12 protein-coding genes and 2 pseudogenes are annotated in these 17828 nt (G+C 42.0%); 4 read left to right on the forward strand and 10 right to left on the reverse strand.

Annotation, left to right across the window (positions count from 1 at the left end):
- Positions 1-14: 14 nt before the first annotated feature.
- The 3 genes from WKK05_RS24705 to WKK05_RS24715 form a co-directional block, all read right to left on the reverse strand.
- The gene (locus WKK05_RS24705) at positions 15-1601 is read right to left on the reverse strand and encodes a CHAT domain-containing protein (protein ID WP_341525693.1); all 1587 of its coding nucleotides are present in this window, start codon (positions 1599-1601) and stop codon (positions 15-17) included.
- Positions 1602-1767: 166 nt separating this feature from the next.
- Positions 1768-4098 carry a protein phosphatase 2C domain-containing protein gene (locus tag WKK05_RS24710; protein WP_341525694.1) on the reverse strand — a complete coding sequence of 777 codons (2331 nt, stop codon included), beginning with the start codon at positions 4096-4098 and terminating at the stop codon, positions 1768-1770.
- A gap of 1417 nt (positions 4099-5515) precedes the next feature.
- A complete protein-coding gene (locus WKK05_RS24715) occupies positions 5516-5875 on the reverse strand; it encodes an NAD(P)H-quinone oxidoreductase subunit M (RefSeq protein WP_341531185.1) in 360 nt (119 codons plus the stop codon).
- 893 nt (positions 5876-6768) lie between these two features.
- Between WKK05_RS24715 and WKK05_RS24720 the strand changes: the two genes are divergently transcribed.
- Positions 6769-7053 carry an Npun_R1517 family heterocyst differentiation transcriptional regulator gene (locus tag WKK05_RS24720; protein ID WP_341525695.1) on the forward strand — a complete coding sequence of 95 codons (285 nt, stop codon included), beginning with the start codon at positions 6769-6771 and terminating at the stop codon, positions 7051-7053.
- A 966-nt stretch (positions 7054-8019) separates the two neighbouring features.
- Here WKK05_RS24720 and WKK05_RS24725 read toward each other — a convergent pair.
- On the reverse strand, positions 8020-8715 hold the full coding sequence (locus WKK05_RS24725; RefSeq protein WP_341525696.1) for a response regulator transcription factor: 696 nt from the start codon (positions 8713-8715) through the stop codon (positions 8020-8022).
- Positions 8716-8865: 150 nt separating this feature from the next.
- Here WKK05_RS24725 and WKK05_RS24730 point away from each other — a divergent pair.
- A pseudogene (locus tag WKK05_RS24730) lies at positions 8866-8979 on the forward strand (Uma2 family endonuclease); the annotation flags it as partial.
- A gap of 26 nt (positions 8980-9005) precedes the next feature.
- Here WKK05_RS24730 and WKK05_RS24735 read toward each other — a convergent pair.
- Both WKK05_RS24735 and ctpB read right to left on the reverse strand, forming a co-directional pair.
- Positions 9006-9974, reverse strand: a complete 969-nt coding sequence (locus tag WKK05_RS24735) for a glycosyltransferase (protein ID WP_341525697.1) — start codon at positions 9972-9974, stop codon at positions 9006-9008.
- Positions 9975-10150: 176 nt separating this feature from the next.
- Positions 10151-11500 carry a carboxyl-terminal processing protease CtpB gene (ctpB, locus tag WKK05_RS24740; RefSeq protein ID WP_341525698.1) on the reverse strand — a complete coding sequence of 450 codons (1350 nt, stop codon included), beginning with the start codon at positions 11498-11500 and terminating at the stop codon, positions 10151-10153.
- Between the two features lie 309 nt (positions 11501-11809).
- Between ctpB and WKK05_RS24745 the strand changes: the two genes are divergently transcribed.
- Together WKK05_RS24745 and WKK05_RS24750 are read left to right on the forward strand one after the other, a co-directional pair.
- On the forward strand, positions 11810-12508 hold the full coding sequence (locus WKK05_RS24745; RefSeq protein ID WP_341525699.1) for a YdcF family protein: 699 nt from the start codon (positions 11810-11812) through the stop codon (positions 12506-12508).
- An 83-nt stretch (positions 12509-12591) separates the two neighbouring features.
- Complete coding sequence (locus tag WKK05_RS24750) at positions 12592-12789, forward strand: hypothetical protein (protein WP_341525700.1); 198 nt, start codon at positions 12592-12594, stop codon at positions 12787-12789.
- A 170-nt stretch (positions 12790-12959) separates the two neighbouring features.
- On the opposite strand, the pseudogene WKK05_RS24755 reads toward WKK05_RS24750, so the two are convergent.
- The 4 genes and pseudogenes from WKK05_RS24755 to WKK05_RS24770 all read right to left on the reverse strand — a co-directional run bounded on the left by WKK05_RS24755 (position 12960) and on the right by WKK05_RS24770 (position 17731).
- Positions 12960-13428 (reverse strand): annotated as a pseudogene (locus WKK05_RS24755) (Uma2 family endonuclease).
- Between the two features lie 100 nt (positions 13429-13528).
- Positions 13529-15976, reverse strand: a complete 2448-nt coding sequence (locus WKK05_RS24760) for a DHH family phosphoesterase (protein ID WP_341525701.1) — start codon at positions 15974-15976, stop codon at positions 13529-13531.
- 190 nt (positions 15977-16166) lie between these two features.
- Complete coding sequence (locus tag WKK05_RS24765; protein ID WP_341525702.1) at positions 16167-16808, reverse strand: GNAT family N-acetyltransferase; 642 nt, start codon at positions 16806-16808, stop codon at positions 16167-16169.
- Positions 16809-16930: 122 nt separating this feature from the next.
- Entirely contained in the window at positions 16931-17731 is an 801-nt protein-coding gene (locus WKK05_RS24770; protein ID WP_341525703.1) for a PD-(D/E)XK nuclease family protein, read from the reverse strand.
- Between the last annotated feature and the right edge of the window lie 97 nt (positions 17732-17828).

The following is a 17828-nucleotide window of genomic DNA, read 5'->3' on the forward strand; positions in this document are numbered from 1 at the left end:
TTGCAGTACCTTAACTAGGAGTCTTCAATAATAAACTCCCAGACTTCACCTCTAGCACTACCAAACTTTAACTGCATTCCTGATTTTAAGGGTACTTCCTCATGGAGGATATGTTGCCAACCATTAGAATTGGTAATCCAAGTTCCGTATCTGGAGGAATCTCGTAAGTAATAAGCTTGTACCGGGGTGGCATCAATGAAATTATTCCGGCATAAGATTTCCGCGTGGTGTTTGGAAATTGACCGTTCTGGAATGACGATATGGTTATCTTTATCTTGCATACGACCGATGCGGGTGACTCCAGAACGCAAAAACCAAGTTTGACCACTAGAGGAAAGCGATCGCAAAAAGGCGGTGGGAAATGGAGAAGTTATATCAGGGATAGCAGTATCTGGTAGTTCGGTAATCCCTTCATCAAAACTTTTAATGAGTTCGCCATTAAAATCTGGATGTAGATAGAGAACGGGTAAAGTCCAAGCTGGTTGATTGAATTTATATAGAGTTAATAATTCTTGTCTAGCCTGTGCTACAGCTTCATCAATTGGTTTACGCGATCGCAAAGCTTCGGTGAAGACTTGAATAAAACTGTGGCTTTCGTGGTCAGCAATTACGTCGCGCATCCCCAAAACGGCAGGCACACCATGACGGATGAGTACTTCTGCTAAGCTGCTAGCAGTTATAGCTTGGCGGTTAATAGCAGCTGGTTGTGCGCCCCAACAGGCGTTGAAAACCGCCAATTTTACACTTGTACGGGTCAATACTTGGGCTAATTCAATTCCATTCAGGGTCATTTCTGGTCGTAAAAACAGTAAGCCCCCATCTGGGCCAGGCAGACCATGACCTGCGTAAAAGAAAACATTATATGCTCTGGTTTCTAACTCTTGAATCAACTGCTGCGGCGTTGGTTGCAGAAGCGTCTTTACCATGCAGGGTGCATATCTCTGGGAATTACTACCCACAGGAGCGACATCCGCCAGAGTTTCCTGTAGAATAGCGGCTTCTTGTTCTAGTTGTAGTTTTTCGTCATGACCTAAAACCAACAGAATATTTAAAGCTTGATCAGTTCGCAAATACGGCAGGGGGTCAACTTCGTGACTAGTGCGACTAAATAACAAATCTTGGGAGAGTGACATCGCCGACTGCCCAGGCTCACGCTGCATAATTTCCCAAGGTAAAGCGATCAGATCCGGGTCACGGATTTCCAACCGCAGCCGTAAACGTGTATGCTGACCCATTGCCATGCCGCGACTGCGCTCTAAACTACCGAGAATTGCGCCGTCGAATACCCAACGCCATAAATTCATTCCCAAGTGTTGCATCAGACGACTACTGTAAGGGCCTGTTGTCTGACCTGAAGTAGGGGAACTAAAATCAATGGGCAATGGGTTTGCCCGTCCAGATGTTGAAGGGGAGAAAATATCTAAACGGCTATGACCAGCAAACATCTGCTGCCATTCTTGCCAGAATTGAGTGAGTTCATCAGGCCATACACAGTCACGTAGAACATAACCACTGGGATAGGGAGCTTTGACCACCCAAATGGCGAAGTTGTCAGTGCCAGTGTTTGTGAGACGGGCGATCGCCAGATTCAGGGATGGCATGGATTCATTAAACTAAAAGCTAAAAACAAATAATTTCCAATAGCAATTTTCCAAGATGAAAAATTTCTACTTTTTCTACCTTGTAAGTTTCTGAGTCTGGTTATTACCTGTATTATTTCAGGTTTTTACTAGTTTATCGAGTATTTGACTCAGTGCCACTCCCAATTTAACTGGTTTCATTTTTTTGAGGGGGTGACGCTGGGTTGATTTGTTGCGGCGAAACAGGAGTAGGTAATGTATTCCCCAGTGGTGGACATTGAGTGGAATTGCCTGCTTTGGAAATAGTTGGATTGAGTGATTTAATTTGGGAGAGCTGAATCCAGCCATCTTGCCCCTGCTTGAGCAAAGGTTGTTTGACCGTGGGAGCGGATTGAGAATTAGATGATGTTCTTAATGATGGTTGAGTGTTCGTAGGATTTACTGTCTCTCCACTTGGGCATATCCGCATACGTAGCCAATAATCTTGTGGTGAAATCGGCTTTTTCTCAAGAACTTGCAAAATAGCACCGACTGGGGCGTAAACTAAGTTTGCTTCCTTTGAGATTTGTGCAGTCTTACTTAAGGGTATTTTTTGATCGCTGCTAATTTCTGAGCCTTGTACTAAATCAGCATATTTTGTAGCTTCAGATGGCGGTTGGCTTGGATTTGGAGCTGAGCGAGTGATAAACGGGAGTGACAACGATCGCGATAGCCTTCCCCACAATAATCCTACAGAACCTGCTGCTACTACCACTATGAGCAGGACTATAAGCCCTAGCGGGAATTGGCGGGTTTTGCTTGGCTGGTTTTCTGGAATTACCTGAGTTTTTTGATTGGGGTTGCCTAAGACTGTCCCACCTGCGGCTCTGGGCGCTACATTAGCAGTTTTAATTGCAGAACTGTCTGGAATGACTGCTTTGATGGTGATTTCTGGTTCCCAGTATTGAACTTGATAATGTACTAAAGCGATCGTCACATTATCATGTCCATTCTTAGTATTAGCAATTTCTACTAATCTATTGGCAGCAGTTGCTACATCTACTTCGCCTGTGAGAATCGGTAAAACTTCTGTTTCCCAGTATTCTTCTACACGATCAAAATCACTCAATCCATCGGATGTGAGTAGAAAAACAGCATCTTCGTCGAGAATAAACCGTTGGGAGGTGGGATGTAATGAGGTGCTAGGACTCATTCCCAAGGCCTGCACTAGGGAACCAGAAGCACTCTGCTGCACAGCCTCGCGGTAAACGGCATAGCCTAGCCGCACCTCGCGAGAAGCGACATCATCATCAAGGGTAACTTGATAACAACCCTGGCGTGTAATCCAGTAAGCACGACTATCGCCAACATGGGTAATATACATTTCGTGAGCTACAGGCAACGCCATTACTAACGTTGTTCCCATGCGTTGACGTCCTTGGCGATGTTCACCGTCATTACGCTGACTAATTTTGTCATTAGCAACTGCCACTGCCGATTCTAGGTCAGCAAGCAGTAGTGAAGGCTCGATGTGGTCGTAGGGAACTTTCGTCAGTTGCTGTACCTGTTGCTGGATCGTTTCAATTGCTAAATTTGATGCGACATTGCCTCCTTCGTGTCCCCCAATGCCATCACAGACGATCGCTAAGGCTGTAGGTTGAGGTGGTTTACTTAGAACTGTGCCACTGGGAGGATAGCAGGCATCTTCGTTACGTTGGCGGCTGGGGCCAGTATCGGTTTGAGTACCAATGGTAATTGTGGGTGTTTGTGATCGCCCTAATTCTGCCAGCCCCCGATCTAAAACTGTGATTAATTGCTCAGATGAGTTAATCTCTCCCTGAATCAAAGAATTACTAATTTGGTTGACAAATTCAGCTATGACTGGTTTCGACTCGCTCAGCAATTGCTGCCAGAATTCACCTAATTGTGGTAATGTTGGTGCTGTTACTGGATCAAAACGCAACTCTAACAAACGCACCAATGGCCCTTCTACCCGTAAGACAAAAGGGTCAAGTAAGCTAGAAGCGACGCCTTCAGTCAATAGAGGTTGCCAAAGCTGAGCTAACTGCCATAGCCAATTGAGTTGCCGCATTGAGGTAGCATTACCCCAAGCTGTAGTCAATTCACTGTACAGATTCACTTGTTGGGTTGCTTCATCTGCCAACACTGGTGGTTTTTCTAATAGCAATATTTCTTTATAGGATGGCCCGCCTAGTAAGGGCAGTACTCCATATACCTGCGGCACGTTTAAGCGGTAGGGAATTAGTTTCAGATAAGCTCTGGCTAAGAGGACATTATCTAGTTCTGGGGTTTGGGGTAATAAGCCTGGCTTGGTATCTAATACAACAGATTGACTGATGACTAAATAGCGATCGGCTAATACTTCTCCAGGGCTACCCACACTCGAACCTTCCACTACAGCCCAGAGATAATTTTTGGGTAGGGGTGTAGAGCATCGCTGGCAAAACTTGTGGGTCAGGGGGTTGGCAGCCTGACAATTTTCATTTGGGCAGTAGAGCGTTGCCGCTTCATTTTCCATAGTTTTCGCACCGATCAGCGATTGGCAATTTCTTCAACAGCATTGGCAGCGGCAACCTAGACCGCTCATATTTATTGAACTTTACATATCCAAATTTTGGATTATGATTTTAGCTGGCAGATACCAGCAGGTGCTAATACTTATTTATCTACTTATCCAAAGAATACACTCCTAAGTCAACCTTACAGCCCATCATAGCTTCTATTGCTCTCTTGACTCTTCATTGCCAAGGCAACTAACTCCAACCCTGTCACCAAAACATCACTCTAGTCTATCGATGCTATTTGTCTTTACTGAATTACCCCATTATCAACAAGCAGATAATGATAGTATCCATTTATGTGTATAAGTAGGACAGCATTGAGAAAGTTTAATTAAGAATTAAGTTAGCTAATATATTACGGTAATAGAACTCTAAACAATGTTAAATATGGATTATAAATTTTTAATGTAATTTGCTGTTATCCAAATTGACAAGGCGCGAGATTAACTTGGCTGTCAATCATCGACAACCGTCTTTTTGTTAGGCATCGGCTAAAGCTAGGGTTTTGAGTTACCAGCCAATGAATTAAGGGTTAGTAGTGTACGCCGCAAGCACATCAATCTATTAAGCTAGTTTTGTTGTTAATCAACGATCTGCTGGCGATGATCATCACTAAAACGCAAATGTACTATTAATACTACCATTTGTGTCAAGTTCTTTTCAACCATAGATTTTGCACAAATATACTACCCATTCCTGACTAAGGAAAATCTGTTTATCTGCATTTTGCTTTTAAGTTTGGTAGATGTATTTGTATCAAGTAGGTTTCTTCCAGACTTGGTTATTGGCAGGACTTTATTATTGTTAGAGTTTAATTGTTATAAATTGATTGTCGTTTAAGACTGCTAACTTAACCAATTGCTCGCTATTTTTCTTACGCTTGTAGGAAAAAACTGTGTCTATGCTATGAATGAATCTGTAATTATGTATCCGTTTAGCCATCAATGCCTCTGCTAATTTCGCACCAAACTTGGTGTCATGAATTGGGAGTGCAAGACTTTCCAAATTTTACTAAACCTAGTATTCGCTAAATCATCTAATTAGCAAATCATAATTTAAAAAATTTCATAAAATTTAACTGCTAGCGGCAAACTATTTAAAATCTGAAATTTTCATGCTAGTATTTGTGGACAGTTATCACTAGAGTTTAGCTGTTTTATCGGTGAAAACCTCTGCAAATTGTCATGAGATTAAATGCTCAACATTTTGTAAATAGAACAGACATAGTTAAAAATAAACTGTTTAAGCAGTTTAATGATGCTGGTGAGTTTGATGGAAAAGTACCATCTAAGAGTTAATAGGGACATGGACGAACCATGCCCCTATAGGTCAAGAGTTACAAAAGTTATAACTCACATTTGTTCGCTATTAACTTTATTGATCGTCGTCAACAGCTACTCGCGGGACTCCCATGCTGTAGTTGGTGACACGGGCAGAGAGATTATAGCTGACTTCGCCTAGTTGCAGAAGCGATCGCAGATAATGCTCCAAGTCTGACCCGATACGACGTAAGTTATAGTCTGTTAAGTCAGCGCCACTAGATGCTTCTACCAGTTCATCAAACTTCCGATAAATCTTTTGCAGTGCATCTTCATTCCAGTTAAATTCGTTGTCTGGATCGACATCTAGCGTTAAGACCTGATTACTGGGAAGGAGTTCGCCATCCCGGTCTATTTCAGCAGCGAAAATGCGGATATGTCGGGTTGTGGACTTGAGCAGCGTCGGGTTATCCATAATATAGGGTGTAAGATTTGGGTGAATTACACTGAAATCATTGTAGACGGTATGCTTGGGCTTAAATGCTCTCATCTCACCAGCCTTAAGCAGAGTCTCATTTATCAAAGGGATATTAAACGGGCATAAGTTAAAATATTGCCTACTGCGATCGCTGTTCTAACTTCTGCTAGAAGTTAAAGCAGTGCTTACTGTTAGCACTCAAAATATCCTAATAATTCTTCTGCCATAATTATGAGTTGTTTTTTTGGGAAAAATCACAAACAAATCCTAATGATTCTCGGCTTACCAAAGCTTAGTTATCAAGATTTTGTGTCCATTAATCTCAGAAGACAGTAGGATAAGATACTTAACTGGAATAATTTTCTCAGTGTATATGTTGTCCTCCAGAAAAAAATTTTATTCTCATAACTTGGTTCATAAACCTCTCCTAAATTTGCTGATGAAAAAAACGCACATCAAGTAAATTTACGTAGTTATCCTACACCGACCTCTAGCTCTAATGAAATGGAAAAAAATCAGGGTTTTTACTTACGTATAAATACCAAAAATACAGTAACAACTCAAACTGTTATTGACGTCAAGATAAAGTTGATGTAAAAACCTTTAAAAAGCACGAACAACTTCTTACAGAAACTTTATTGTATAGAATCTTAAAAACTGAATAATAGTTATGGCTTACCTGAGCTACATCTGGCACGGGAACAGCAAAACATAGACAGTGGAAGTCTAGCTTGAAAAAAGACAGAGGAGAGTGAAATGGAATACAAATGTGATGGATGAGGAAAAATTTCTAATTCAAACACTTTGGATTCAAAAAAAATATAAAGAATTTCTGCTGGAGAAACACCTCCTCTCCCTCATGACCACCAAGTAAAGGAATCCTAAAAACCATGAACTCCAAAGCATTACCACGCCAGATAAATAATCTTGAAGTAGGTGTTTATGAGTGCGAAATACATCTCAAATTCCGGTTGATTGAGGAAAAGAGCCTACTAGGCGATCGCGAGCAACTCTTACAGGTGCTACTCGATGCTTTGACCGAAGGTTCTGACGACTTTCTGGAAACGCTACAAGCATCTGTTAAAGCGCAGGAAGTATCTGAGTTCAAAGCCTCACCTCAAATGCGACGCCAGCTAATGCGCTTGCGTAATGCTGCCGACAATACACAAGGTTAAAGTGTAATTTTGAGTATTGGCAAATTGTGAATTAGGCATTCAATATTGAATTGATGCTGGGTTTGTCTATTTGCCTATATGTTTACATTGTGGGTTGGCTTGTATAATCTTGTCCCACGACTATCCTGGAGCTAATTTTAGGAAAGCTAAAAGAGTTTCTAGATTAGTCTTAACTTTTGCACTAGGCATATACATGGGTGCTTTGTAATGTAGTCATACCTTACTTGCAGGATGGGTTAAGGTTTCCTAGAGGAATTGTTCAAACCAGGGTGGTAAGCAATTCAAAATTCCCAATGGTAAGACTTTTTGGTGATACAAATCTTGGCAATTAGTATATGCAAATTAAAGGCACAACAGCTTACTTAGATTTAAAGAAGTATTGACGAGTAACCAATTCTGTTAAATATCTGACAAATTAAATATTTTAGACAAGTATTAATGGCTCATGTCTTGAGCTATTTTTGTCGAAGTTGATGAATTCCAGCGTGTGCGGTGTAACTTGTTTGCAGCTTTGCTGTGGCTCCCATACCCCCGCTGAAAAAGGAACTACGCAGCAAATGGAATTAGGAACATCCCATGATTTCTGCTTTTTGAAAGTTTATTTAGCAGCACTAATTCCAAGGAGCGGTTTCCAACCAGGGAAACTTAGTTGCAAAGGTTACTAGTAAAATCTGTAAGCGAATTCAGTCGGGTGCATTTTACCGAGTTTCTATAAAAGCATAGTGAGAAAAGCAGAACTCTGTGTATTTACAGATGAAGCGCTACCTAACAGGCGCGAATCAAATGAAAACCTAAAAGAGTCAAGTAAAAATAGATAACCTTTCTTTTAGTTTTTTGCTTTAACTTAGTGCCTGATTTACTGGAATATTTATGTTTTGTTTATTACTGGTAATAAATAATTAGCAACTTGTTACTAATTATCTATTACCTACTTACCCAAAATCAAAAGACAACTTTATCGCCTGGCTATTTAGCAAGACCATGTTCTAGAGCAAAGCGAACTAATTCTGTACGGCTATTAGTACCAGTTTTACTAAACAAACGACTGACGTACTTTTCTACATTGCGAACACTGGTTTCTAAGCGACGGGCAATTTCTTTGTTCATTAACCCTTCAGCCACCAAGTTTAAAACACTTTGTTCTCTGGGAGTCAAATCAATTTTAAAAGGGGCTGGGGATTGAGCGATCGCACTTCTTTGAGTTAACAAGGCTTTAATTTGGGCAATCTGATTGGCTAGTTCAGCAATATCAGGGGTTTCAGACTCTTCTGTGGTCGTTGCGGGTTTAGCAGTGTGGCGAGCCAGCAAGTTTTCAACTATTGCCACTAGCTCATCTGGATCGAAGGGTTTGGGCAAATAGGCATCAACACCGGCTTGATAGCCTTGAATGCGATCGCCTGTCATCCCTTTAGCAGTTAAAAATACTACTGGTAAGCCTTGGAAGCGGGGGTCTTCTCGCAATTGCTTGAGGAACTGATAGCCATCCACCTGGGGCATCATCACATCGGAAATCACTAGGTCAGGTGTATTCTGCTGCATCAAATCCCAGCCGTCACGGGCGTTACTGGCGACTTGTACGGTGAAACCGCTTTCTTGCAAATAGTCTTTTACGGCTTCCCGTAATCCCGGTTCATCATCTACCAGTAACAGTTGTGCTGACATTTAAAATTTCCTTAAGTCTACCTTTTTCCAATTTAACGAAAGTTGACAAGCATTGGACAACAGATAAAGAAGGAAAGTTGGGGAAAATATCACTATGTTTAGTGTGTAGTGTAAAAATATAGCGAAAGTCAAGATGGGAGAAGTTGGAAGATGACAGCTATTACCCTGACCCTAGAACCATTAATTCATCTAACTTCTGAGCAGTTTTACTTACTATGTCGAGCTAACCCCGATACTAAATTGGAACGCACCGCATCAGGAGAAAAGGAATTATTTAACTACTTAAATCCTTACAGCCACTCAATTATTTTGGCATTCTCTGGCAGCTTGGCTTCTCGTTGTCCAGCGGTACGCGCTCTGACATTGAACAAACCAATGGGAGTATTTAAGATATCTACAAGGGTAGCTTCCCCGGCGATCGCCTGCTTAATATCCTTTGGAACTTCCTTCAATAACCAACGTGCCAAGCGATAACCGCATTCTTTAACTGTAATCTCTCGCATCAACTCGACACCATACAATTCGTTTAGATAGCGATTTGAGCATCCATAGCGCCGCCATTGTTTTTGAAGTTCCTTAAATGTAGTGCGGTGACGGTGTTGGACAATCGCTTCTGGAGCAAATTCTAAACGCCCAATATTTTCCCCTAAAATCCGCCAGCAAATATCTGCATCGCCGCCACTGGTAAGATACGGACGAAATAAACCAGCTTTTTCTAAGGCGATGCGGCGAATCGCTAAATTAGCGGTTTGACCATAGGGACGAAAGGAATTGCCAAGAGTGTGCTTTTGCGACAGGGTTGCTTCACGGTCTGCGTGTTGTTCCAGCAGAGTTTTGCCTGGAAGTGCCACAATTTCACCAGCAACAATTACCACTTCTGCATTGACAAAAGGTTGAATTAATGCTTCTAGCCATTGTGGTTGTGGACGACAATCAGCATCAGTAAAAACCACAATTTCACCAGTTGCAGCGCGAATTCCAGTGTTACGCGCAGCGTAGGAGCTTTGAATTTGGTTTTCGCTCAACGGATGTATTGCAATTAGGGAATTTTCGGCAGCTGCTTTTAAGATGGAGAGAGTGCGATCGCTACTGTTATTATCTACTAGCAAATACTCTACCCGCTCTTTCGGATAAGTTTGAGACAATAGACAACTGAGTAAATCAGGTAAATCTATCTCACCATTATAAATAGGCACAACTACCGACACCTGTGGCAAGAAGCTGTAGGCGGTCGTTGCATCAACTGGCTGATCATTCATAAAATCTGAGACTTTGGATCTGGAATTACTAAATAGTATTCCCAATCCAAAATCCCTAAGCCCAAATGAATACTAATTTGTAGTTCGAAAACTTAGCACTTAGTGAGCAGTTTGAGCGGCAGCTTTTACCGCTCAAATATTTGATAAATCGCTGATATACACTGACGTAAATTTAATTACTTCAAGCCACTAGCCCCGCGAATGCTCGTCGGTTGGGAAGTGTAAGTACTATTTGCTCTTTGTTGAGCAAAGTTACTTCTAGATAGAACTGCGATCGCTCTGGCATATTGGGGATCGCTCTTAGTTCCGACTAAATTTGGATTAGAAGCCAGCTGACGCTCTTGTGGTTCTGTCAAGTCTACTTTAATATCTGGCGCAATTCCCTTATGGTTAATATCTGTTCCTAGTGGGGTGTAATAGTGAGCAATAGTAACTGCCAACCCTGAACCATCTGCAAGTTGATGAACCGATTGCACTAAAGCTTTACCAAAAGTTTGACCACCAACAACTACCGCCCGCTTATTATCCTTGAGTGCGCCTGTGAGAATCTCGCTAGCGCTAGCTGAATTACCATCTACAAGGACTGCTAAGGGACGATTTGTCAAAGCTGTGTTATTAGCTTTAGTTTCCTCACTTGCTCCTACTCGGTCTACTGTCTTGACAATTCCACCTTTGTCGTACCACATCCGGGCAATTTCAATACTCGCCTGCAACAAACCGCCAGGATTTCCCCGCAAGTCCAACACATAAGCATCGACTTTCTTATTGTCTAAATCGCGGATGGCTCGTTGCATTTGATCTGCGGCGTGGGCGCTAAATTCCCGCAAACGAATGTAGCCAACACGCCGATTCCCTTCTTGTCTGAGGGTATAACGTACTGTTGGCACTTCAATATTTGCCCTTGTCAATTTCAGATCAAAAGCGCTTTGTCCTGTCCGGCCTAACCGCAACGTTATGGGAGTACCCGCTTTACCACGAATCAGCTTAGAGGCGTCGTCGACTTTCATTCTGAGAGTGGCTTTGCCGTCAATTGCCAAAATTTCATCGCCTGCTTTGATCCCAGCTCTCAGCGCTGGAGAATTCTCTATTGCTTCGACAACGGTGAGCCGCTTACTTTTCTCGTTTACTTCCATGCGAATGCCAATCCCAGAGACTTCCCCTGATGTTTGGCTAGTCAAGGCTTCATACTGTTTGGGATCCATGAACCGAGTGTAAGGATCTCCCAACTTTTGTAGAGCTTCGCGGATAGCAGTATAAGCCTCTTCACGAGAAGAATAGTCTTTGCTTAACAGGCTTACTCTAGTTGCTTGCCAATCTTGTTGATTAAATTTTCCATCAACATATTCACGATTCACCAGTTGCCAGGCTTCGTCAACTATCCCTTTTGGGCTATCTTGCAGAGCTAGGGCGGCGCGAACACAGCGAGTCCAAGCAGGGCCAAACACAGAGATAGCAGCAGTAGTGGCGATCGCTCCACCAATCAAGGCTACTTGGAGCGGCGAGTAACTTTTCGCAGATTGGTTCATGTATATTAGCTGGAATAATTGTATTGTTGACAGTTTAGCAATCAGGCTTTCCAGGAATTTTTAAGTTTTTATACCCCAAACTCAGATGTTATTTATCATTTTTCCTTTGGCAATGATGCTGAAAATCCGACATTAGTTGTTAACAAACATTTCTCAGTTTCCTAGCCTTTTCCGGAAGGCTATACTGACTTTGTGACACTTTAATCAGCGTCATCTTTGCAGCCTAGATTACTTTTATAAGATAGCACTTCGGTTGCTTAATTGCGGTACTGTCTGAGAGTTGCAAAACAAGCTTTTATTATCTAAGTCATGAAATGCAAATTTACCATTAAATCGGCAATTTTTATTAAGGGTAAATTCAGTAACCTGTGGCAATTGTTACAAAAAATATCTGGGGTATTGTGTCTTGTTCTGGGCAGTTGGCTGATTTTTACTACTATAACCTTAGTTTCTGCTTCTTCGGAGCCAGTGGATGCATTTTTTGTGCTTGGTGGCAGTATTCGTCGAGAAATATATATGGCACAACAAGCACAACAATACCCACAAACCCCAATTTTAATTTCTCAGGGTTCCCCTGAATCATGTCTGTTGCTAATTTTTCACAAAGAAGCCGCAGATTTGCACAACGTTTGGTTAGAAAGGTGTGCGAATTCTACTTTTGGTAATTTTTATTATGGAATTCCAATTTTGCAGCGCTGGGGAGTGCATAAGGTAAAATTAGTCACCTCTCCAACTCACTTACCAAGAGCTAAATGGATGGCACAGATTCTGTTTGGCGCTCATGGCATTTGGGTAGAGCCAGAGATTGTTCACGAGCAAGGTATTCCTGGGAATCGTGAATCTTGGCTCAAAACTGGACTAGATTTAACACGCAGCTTATTATGGGCGGTTTTAAGTCAAGTTATTCAACCGCAATGCTCAAGTGTGACAAAACTTGCAGAAGTAGATATGTCAGTTTCGCAGCATCGAGATTTGAAGTGCGAACATCAGGGGGGAGTGGGGGAGTAGGAGAGATGACTAACTACTAATAAATACGATCGCTATGTAGGATTATTTAAAATAAGCCTGAAGTTACTTGCAGATTTAGTAATATGACAGAAATTAAGTTGGCGATTGAGGGTGAAGATGCGATCGCTGCAACAGAGGCGCTTTTGGCTATTCCCGGTATATCTGGTAACTACAAAGTTAGTTCAGATGCACCGGAAAGAGAGGGAGTAGTAGCAACAGTTGCGACTCTTGTTGGTATCGTTGGGGGAGCGATCGCCATTACTGAACAAATCCGCAAGTAGTATCAGGAGTATAAAGCCAAAGTCTTTGAACTAGATTCATCCACCTTTGATACTCGTTCATCTATCTTTGAACTCCGTTGACGAGTCTTTGATACTCGTTCAGCAGTTTTTTAGACTTGTGGCTTGGTTGTCGGAGATTGCGATCGCCATAATTCACCCCGAAGCACATTCTAAACCAAAGAATCTGGGTCTACACCAAGCGCTCTGAGACGTTCTGCTAGGATTTGAACCCGTTCTTCTGGTGCTAATAAACGCTTACCTTGCTCGTTATACCAGTAAAGCCACTCACGTGTAATTCCTTGATATGTTCCGCGATCGCTACCAATTCCTAAACTGATTTCTGGTAGCCAAATGGGATTTCCTCGCTGTAATTGATACTTGCCATTTACTAAGCGATACACTTCTAAAGTTGGTTTTCTCCGCCGCTGGGGGTTATAAACGACATAATATAAAACTTCTAACTGTGCATAAAATTCTTTTTTAGTGGTATATTCTCCGCGCCGTTTCTGAGAAACTACCTGTAATGCCATTGAGTAAACCAGAAATCAAATTTTGTAATTCGTTATCCACAGGGGTATCGTCAGAGTCCGGCAAATCCTCGGCGGAGGGTAAGCAGTCGAGCGGATCGTACTGTAGCATGATCTGATTGCCATTCATCTAATACTTTGATCATACATAGCAGTCCGTTAGATCCGTGACTTCTTTAATAATTCAGGGAGATGGACACCGCAAATTTTCATTACTGACTATTAATCATTGACACAATAGTAGATAGAGGAACTTCGGCAAAATATTGTCGCTGAAATTGTTCTTCTTGTATGGCAGCTAAAAATTTAGAAATAGCTGCATCAGCATAGTTTTCTAAGTTATTATTTGCGTCCCAACTAATTTGCAAATCACGGTCTTGTCGTTTGACTGTAAATCCTAAGTATTTTAAAGCTTTGATTCCCAAAAGTAAGCTTTGATCGCTTATCCCAAGTTTTTCTAAAAGTTCTACACGGGTAACTAGTTGATTTGTGCGACTGAGATATTTAGCGATTCCGACAAGAGTTACCCAAATTTGTTTGGGTGGTTGGAGTTTGGGTTTAGACCATGCGATCGCTAGTTGTGGATTGTCAAGCGTAGACGCAGAGAGGCTTGTAGCTAGACATCGCTTCAGCCACGCACGTAAATCTTCCCAATTTGCGGGACACTCTTCAAGAATCAGTGCTGTTAGCGGTAGCGGGGCGTTTAGGCCATTGTGAATACTGTTAGCGGTAGCGGGGCGTTTAGCCCGTTCTGAGTATTCCTCGTTGCGCCAGTCTACTATCAGTGGTGAGTGCTGAGAGACGCGATTAATCGCGTCTGTACAAGAGTTAGCAGCAGGACGCACGGCAATTAATCTAATTTCATAGCGTTTTTTGAATGTGTTGTAGTCCAGTTCGGCTATGCAATCACATCTTCCTATGGGCAATTCATCTTTGTAGTGTCCCCACCAGATACCAGGAAAGGCAATTCTACTGGAATCATCCCGAATATCAAACTCTGTTTTGATGTACTGTACCTTTTTACCTTGCCAATCTTGTTGGTTGCGATGCCAACTATTTTCAAACCAACAGTTTTGAATTAGCAATTTTGGAACAGGGTTACCCATTCCGCAAGGTTCTAGCAGTTTGAGTTCTAAAAATAACTCTTTGCCCAAGTCTGCAACCGTAACTGCTAAATCTGCTTGTACTGTTGGCATCAAATTAGTACTGCCTAAAGTTTGCCGCAACTGCTGGTTAATCGCTGCTGTAAATAAAGGAATGTTCTCAACTGGTAAACTCAAACCTGCGGCGAAAGGATGTCCGCCAAAGCGATGCAACAAATGTGCTTGCTCTTTTACTAACTGATATAAATCAACGGAATTCACCGAACGGGCGGAACCACGTGCTAGGGATTGGGGACTTGTACTGAGCGCAGCCGAAGTATTAGGGATTGAGGATTTGGAAGAGTCTTCCCCAGTCTCTAATCCCTCTGTACTTAATAAAATCGTCGGGCGTCCTGTTTCTTGTGCTACTTGTCCAGCGACTAAGCCCAACACGCCTGCGGGCCATTGTGCGTCTTCTAAAACAATGACGCTGGTGGTTGATAAGTCTAGTTGAGTAAGTTTTTGAGCTACTTGCGCTTGTACATCTTTCTGTAAAGACTTGCGACGGGCGTTGGCGAGTTCTGTAACTTCAGCTAGTTCGTTACAACGTTTAGCATCCCGACTAGTTAATAGTTCGACGCAGAAGCTGGCATCACCTTGGATGCGGCTAACGGCATTGATGCGCGGCCCTAAGCCGAAGGAAATATCTGTGGGGCGATCGCCACTTTTCTGGCACAATTCTAATAATCTTCCTACCCCTGGGCGGCGTCGCGCTGTTGGTGGCTGTTGAAAATCTGCTTGTAGTTGTTGAATTCCTAATTGTGCTAAATAACGGCAATCTCCACTAAGCTGCACTAAGTCGGCAATTAATCCTACCGCTACTAAATCTAATAAATCTTCTAATGGATGTTGAGGTACATTCGGCAAAGTTTGATATAAGGCTTCTACTAACTTATAAGCCACCGCTACCCCAGAAAGATTAAACAGTTGATGTTCGCTTGGCAAGTAACGAGGATTGATAATCGCTGCGACTGGGGGACGTTCTGCGGGTAAAGTGTGATGGTCTGTAACTATCACATCTATACCTAGCTGTTTGGCATAGGCAATTTCATTAATATTTGTGCTGCCTGTGTCACAAGTAACAATTAATTTGCAACCTTGTTTTTCTAAGTTCTCGATTCCTTGATTGTTGAGTCCGTGAGATTCTGTGAGTCGATTGGGAATGTAATAAATTAATTCTATATTTTGAATAAAAAACTCTCCCAAACCATCCCATAGTACAGCGGTAGCAGTGATACCATCAGCATCGAAGTCTCCCCAGATAGCAATTTTTTCATGATTCTTGCGTGCCTGTTGCAACCTTTCTACTGCCAGATGCATTTCTTGCCCAAATTCAAAGGGGCTGGCTGGTTGATAAGCCTTATGGTTAATAAAAGCTGCTAACTGTTGATTGTCTTTGATTCCCCGTTGCCACAATAATTGTGCTGCATACATTCCACTTGATATAGGTGTATGCTGTTTCACTGCTTGGATGAACCATTCCGGGGGTTGTTCAGTTGCTGTCAAAATCCACTGCATTGTATTAGGGATTGGGGATTGGGTACTGGGGATTGGGGGCTGGGTTAATAGGCAGGGGGCAGGGGAGCAGGGGGAGAAATAACTTACTCTTGACTCAGGACTCAGCAGTCAGTACTCAGGACTCAGCACGCCCGCTACCGCTAACAGTACTCAGCACTCTCAGCGCCCCATACCCGATGCCCAACCTTAATCATTCGTCATTGTTTATTAAATCTGTTTGAGGTTCACTGACTAAGGGATTAAGGACTACTTCATTAGCTACTCCCTCGGTTTTGCGGGCGCGAATTGCAGGACGCGATCGCTTATAACCAGCTCTTTCTGCTTTTTGATGTTCATAATCAATTAGTCTGCCATAGTATTCATGCTTGCTTAAATTCATGGACAAGAAAATATGCTGCCGAACATTACCAAACCCTTTGCGATTAAAAAACTTTAATGCTGGAACATTCGTCGGGTCAGTATCTGCCAACATGAACCTCGCCCCATCTTCAATCATGCGGGCAACGACTTTATCCACTAACTTATCTGCTACTCCCCGACGCTGAAACTTGGGATTAACTCCCAGCCACAAAATATATCCGTAAGTCCAAGATGCTTTTGTAATAATGGTTCCTAAAATAAATCCTGCTAGTTCCCCGTCTGTTTCAGCAACGAGGCAGTATTCTGGATCTGTATTGTAAAGTCCAATTACTTCCCATTCATCCCAGGTGCGGTATAAATAAGGATATAAATCACTGGTAAATAATTCTTCTCCCAAGTGATAAACGGGAGCAATATCATCAATTCCTAATTCGCGTACATAAGTTGCTTCAATTTCATCAAAGTTTTTCATAAATTGTAGAAGTTGTGATTACTTCAAAATCTCAAAAAAGCACTTTGTGTTACTTTTTAAACTTGTAACAGAGTCCACAGGTACAAGGGTTCTGTTTTAGTACTATAATCCTGTGCATCCAATCAAAGAGACACTTCTTGAATGTCGTCCATATTTGGTAACGAGTTAACCGCAGATTCCTCTAAGATTTGTGTGCGATCGCACCGCGTGGCAAACTGACAATACTCGCAGAATTGGCTACTTTCCACCACTTGAGGAAATTGCTCGTTGTTTTGGTAACGTTCCAGCCAATAAGTTAACAGGCTTAATAGTTGATTAAGTTTTTTACCCGTCTGCTGATGCTGAGCAGTACTATAGCTAAATTTAATATTTTGCGGTTTGCCTTGAGATTGAACAAACCAGTAAGTCATAGAAATGTTTTCTGGCAAATATTGACTGGTTTGTGCCAGTACGTACATATAAAGGCGTGTTTGCCAGTTTTTTTCTAACTTGCGTTTATTTGGTGGTTTTGGATAAGTTTTCCAATCGAGAATTTGCGCTTCCGGATTATCTGCAATTAATAAATCATAGACCACTGTGAGTAAATAGTCCTGAACTTGCAGAGTGCGGTAATGTTCACTTTCACGGAAAATTTGATGATCGGTTGCAGGTGTTAAAATCTCTGGTGCTGCATTAGCAAAGGCTGTCATCCAGCTTTGTAGTTGAGCATCTGCTTCTAAAAAACTATCAATTGGTAGACCCATTTCTCGCTGCTGCATTAGCAAGTGAAAACGACTACCCAAAGTCTGCCGTTCCCCATGTTCGGGATCTGAGGGTGAATTGAGTTGTTCTAAGTAGGTGTGTTGAAACTTACGCGGACAAGCTTCTAGCAAGTTTAGCTGTCCTTGTGAAATTCGCAATAGTTGAGTTTGAGTTGATAGCATTCTTATACTTTAGAAGCATTATCAAAAATGTAACAATCTGTCAAGTATAAATTGATAGATTAAAACCGGGGCAATATTATATTTTATGAAAATTTTA

Source organism: Nostoc sp. UHCC 0302, assembly GCF_038096175.1.
Taxonomy (GTDB): Bacteria; Cyanobacteriota; Cyanobacteriia; order Cyanobacteriales; family Nostocaceae; genus UHCC-0302.

Coding starts and splice junctions, on each gene's coding strand:
- WKK05_RS24705 (WP_341525693.1), bottom strand. CDS start 1,601: ATGCCATCCCTGAATCTGGCGATCGCCCGTCTCACAAACACTGGCACT.
- WKK05_RS24710 (WP_341525694.1), bottom strand. CDS start 4,098: ATGGAAAATGAAGCGGCAACGCTCTACTGCCCAAATGAAAATTGTCAG.
- WKK05_RS24715 (WP_341531185.1), bottom strand. CDS start 5,875: ATGGATAACCCGACGCTGCTCAAGTCCACAACCCGACATATCCGCATT.
- WKK05_RS24720 (WP_341525695.1), top strand. CDS start 6,769: ATGAACTCCAAAGCATTACCACGCCAGATAAATAATCTTGAAGTAGGT.
- WKK05_RS24725 (WP_341525696.1), bottom strand. CDS start 8,715: ATGTCAGCACAACTGTTACTGGTAGATGATGAACCGGGATTACGGGAA.
- WKK05_RS24735 (WP_341525697.1), bottom strand. CDS start 9,974: ATGAATGATCAGCCAGTTGATGCAACGACCGCCTACAGCTTCTTGCCA.
- ctpB (WP_341525698.1), bottom strand. CDS start 11,500: ATGAACCAATCTGCGAAAAGTTACTCGCCGCTCCAAGTAGCCTTGATT.
- WKK05_RS24745 (WP_341525699.1), top strand. CDS start 11,810: ATGAAATGCAAATTTACCATTAAATCGGCAATTTTTATTAAGGGTAAA.
- WKK05_RS24750 (WP_341525700.1), top strand. CDS start 12,592: ATGACAGAAATTAAGTTGGCGATTGAGGGTGAAGATGCGATCGCTGCA.
- WKK05_RS24760 (WP_341525701.1), bottom strand. CDS start 15,976: ATGCAGTGGATTTTGACAGCAACTGAACAACCCCCGGAATGGTTCATC.
- WKK05_RS24765 (WP_341525702.1), bottom strand. CDS start 16,808: ATGAAAAACTTTGATGAAATTGAAGCAACTTATGTACGCGAATTAGGA.
- WKK05_RS24770 (WP_341525703.1), bottom strand. CDS start 17,731: ATGCTATCAACTCAAACTCAACTATTGCGAATTTCACAAGGACAGCTA.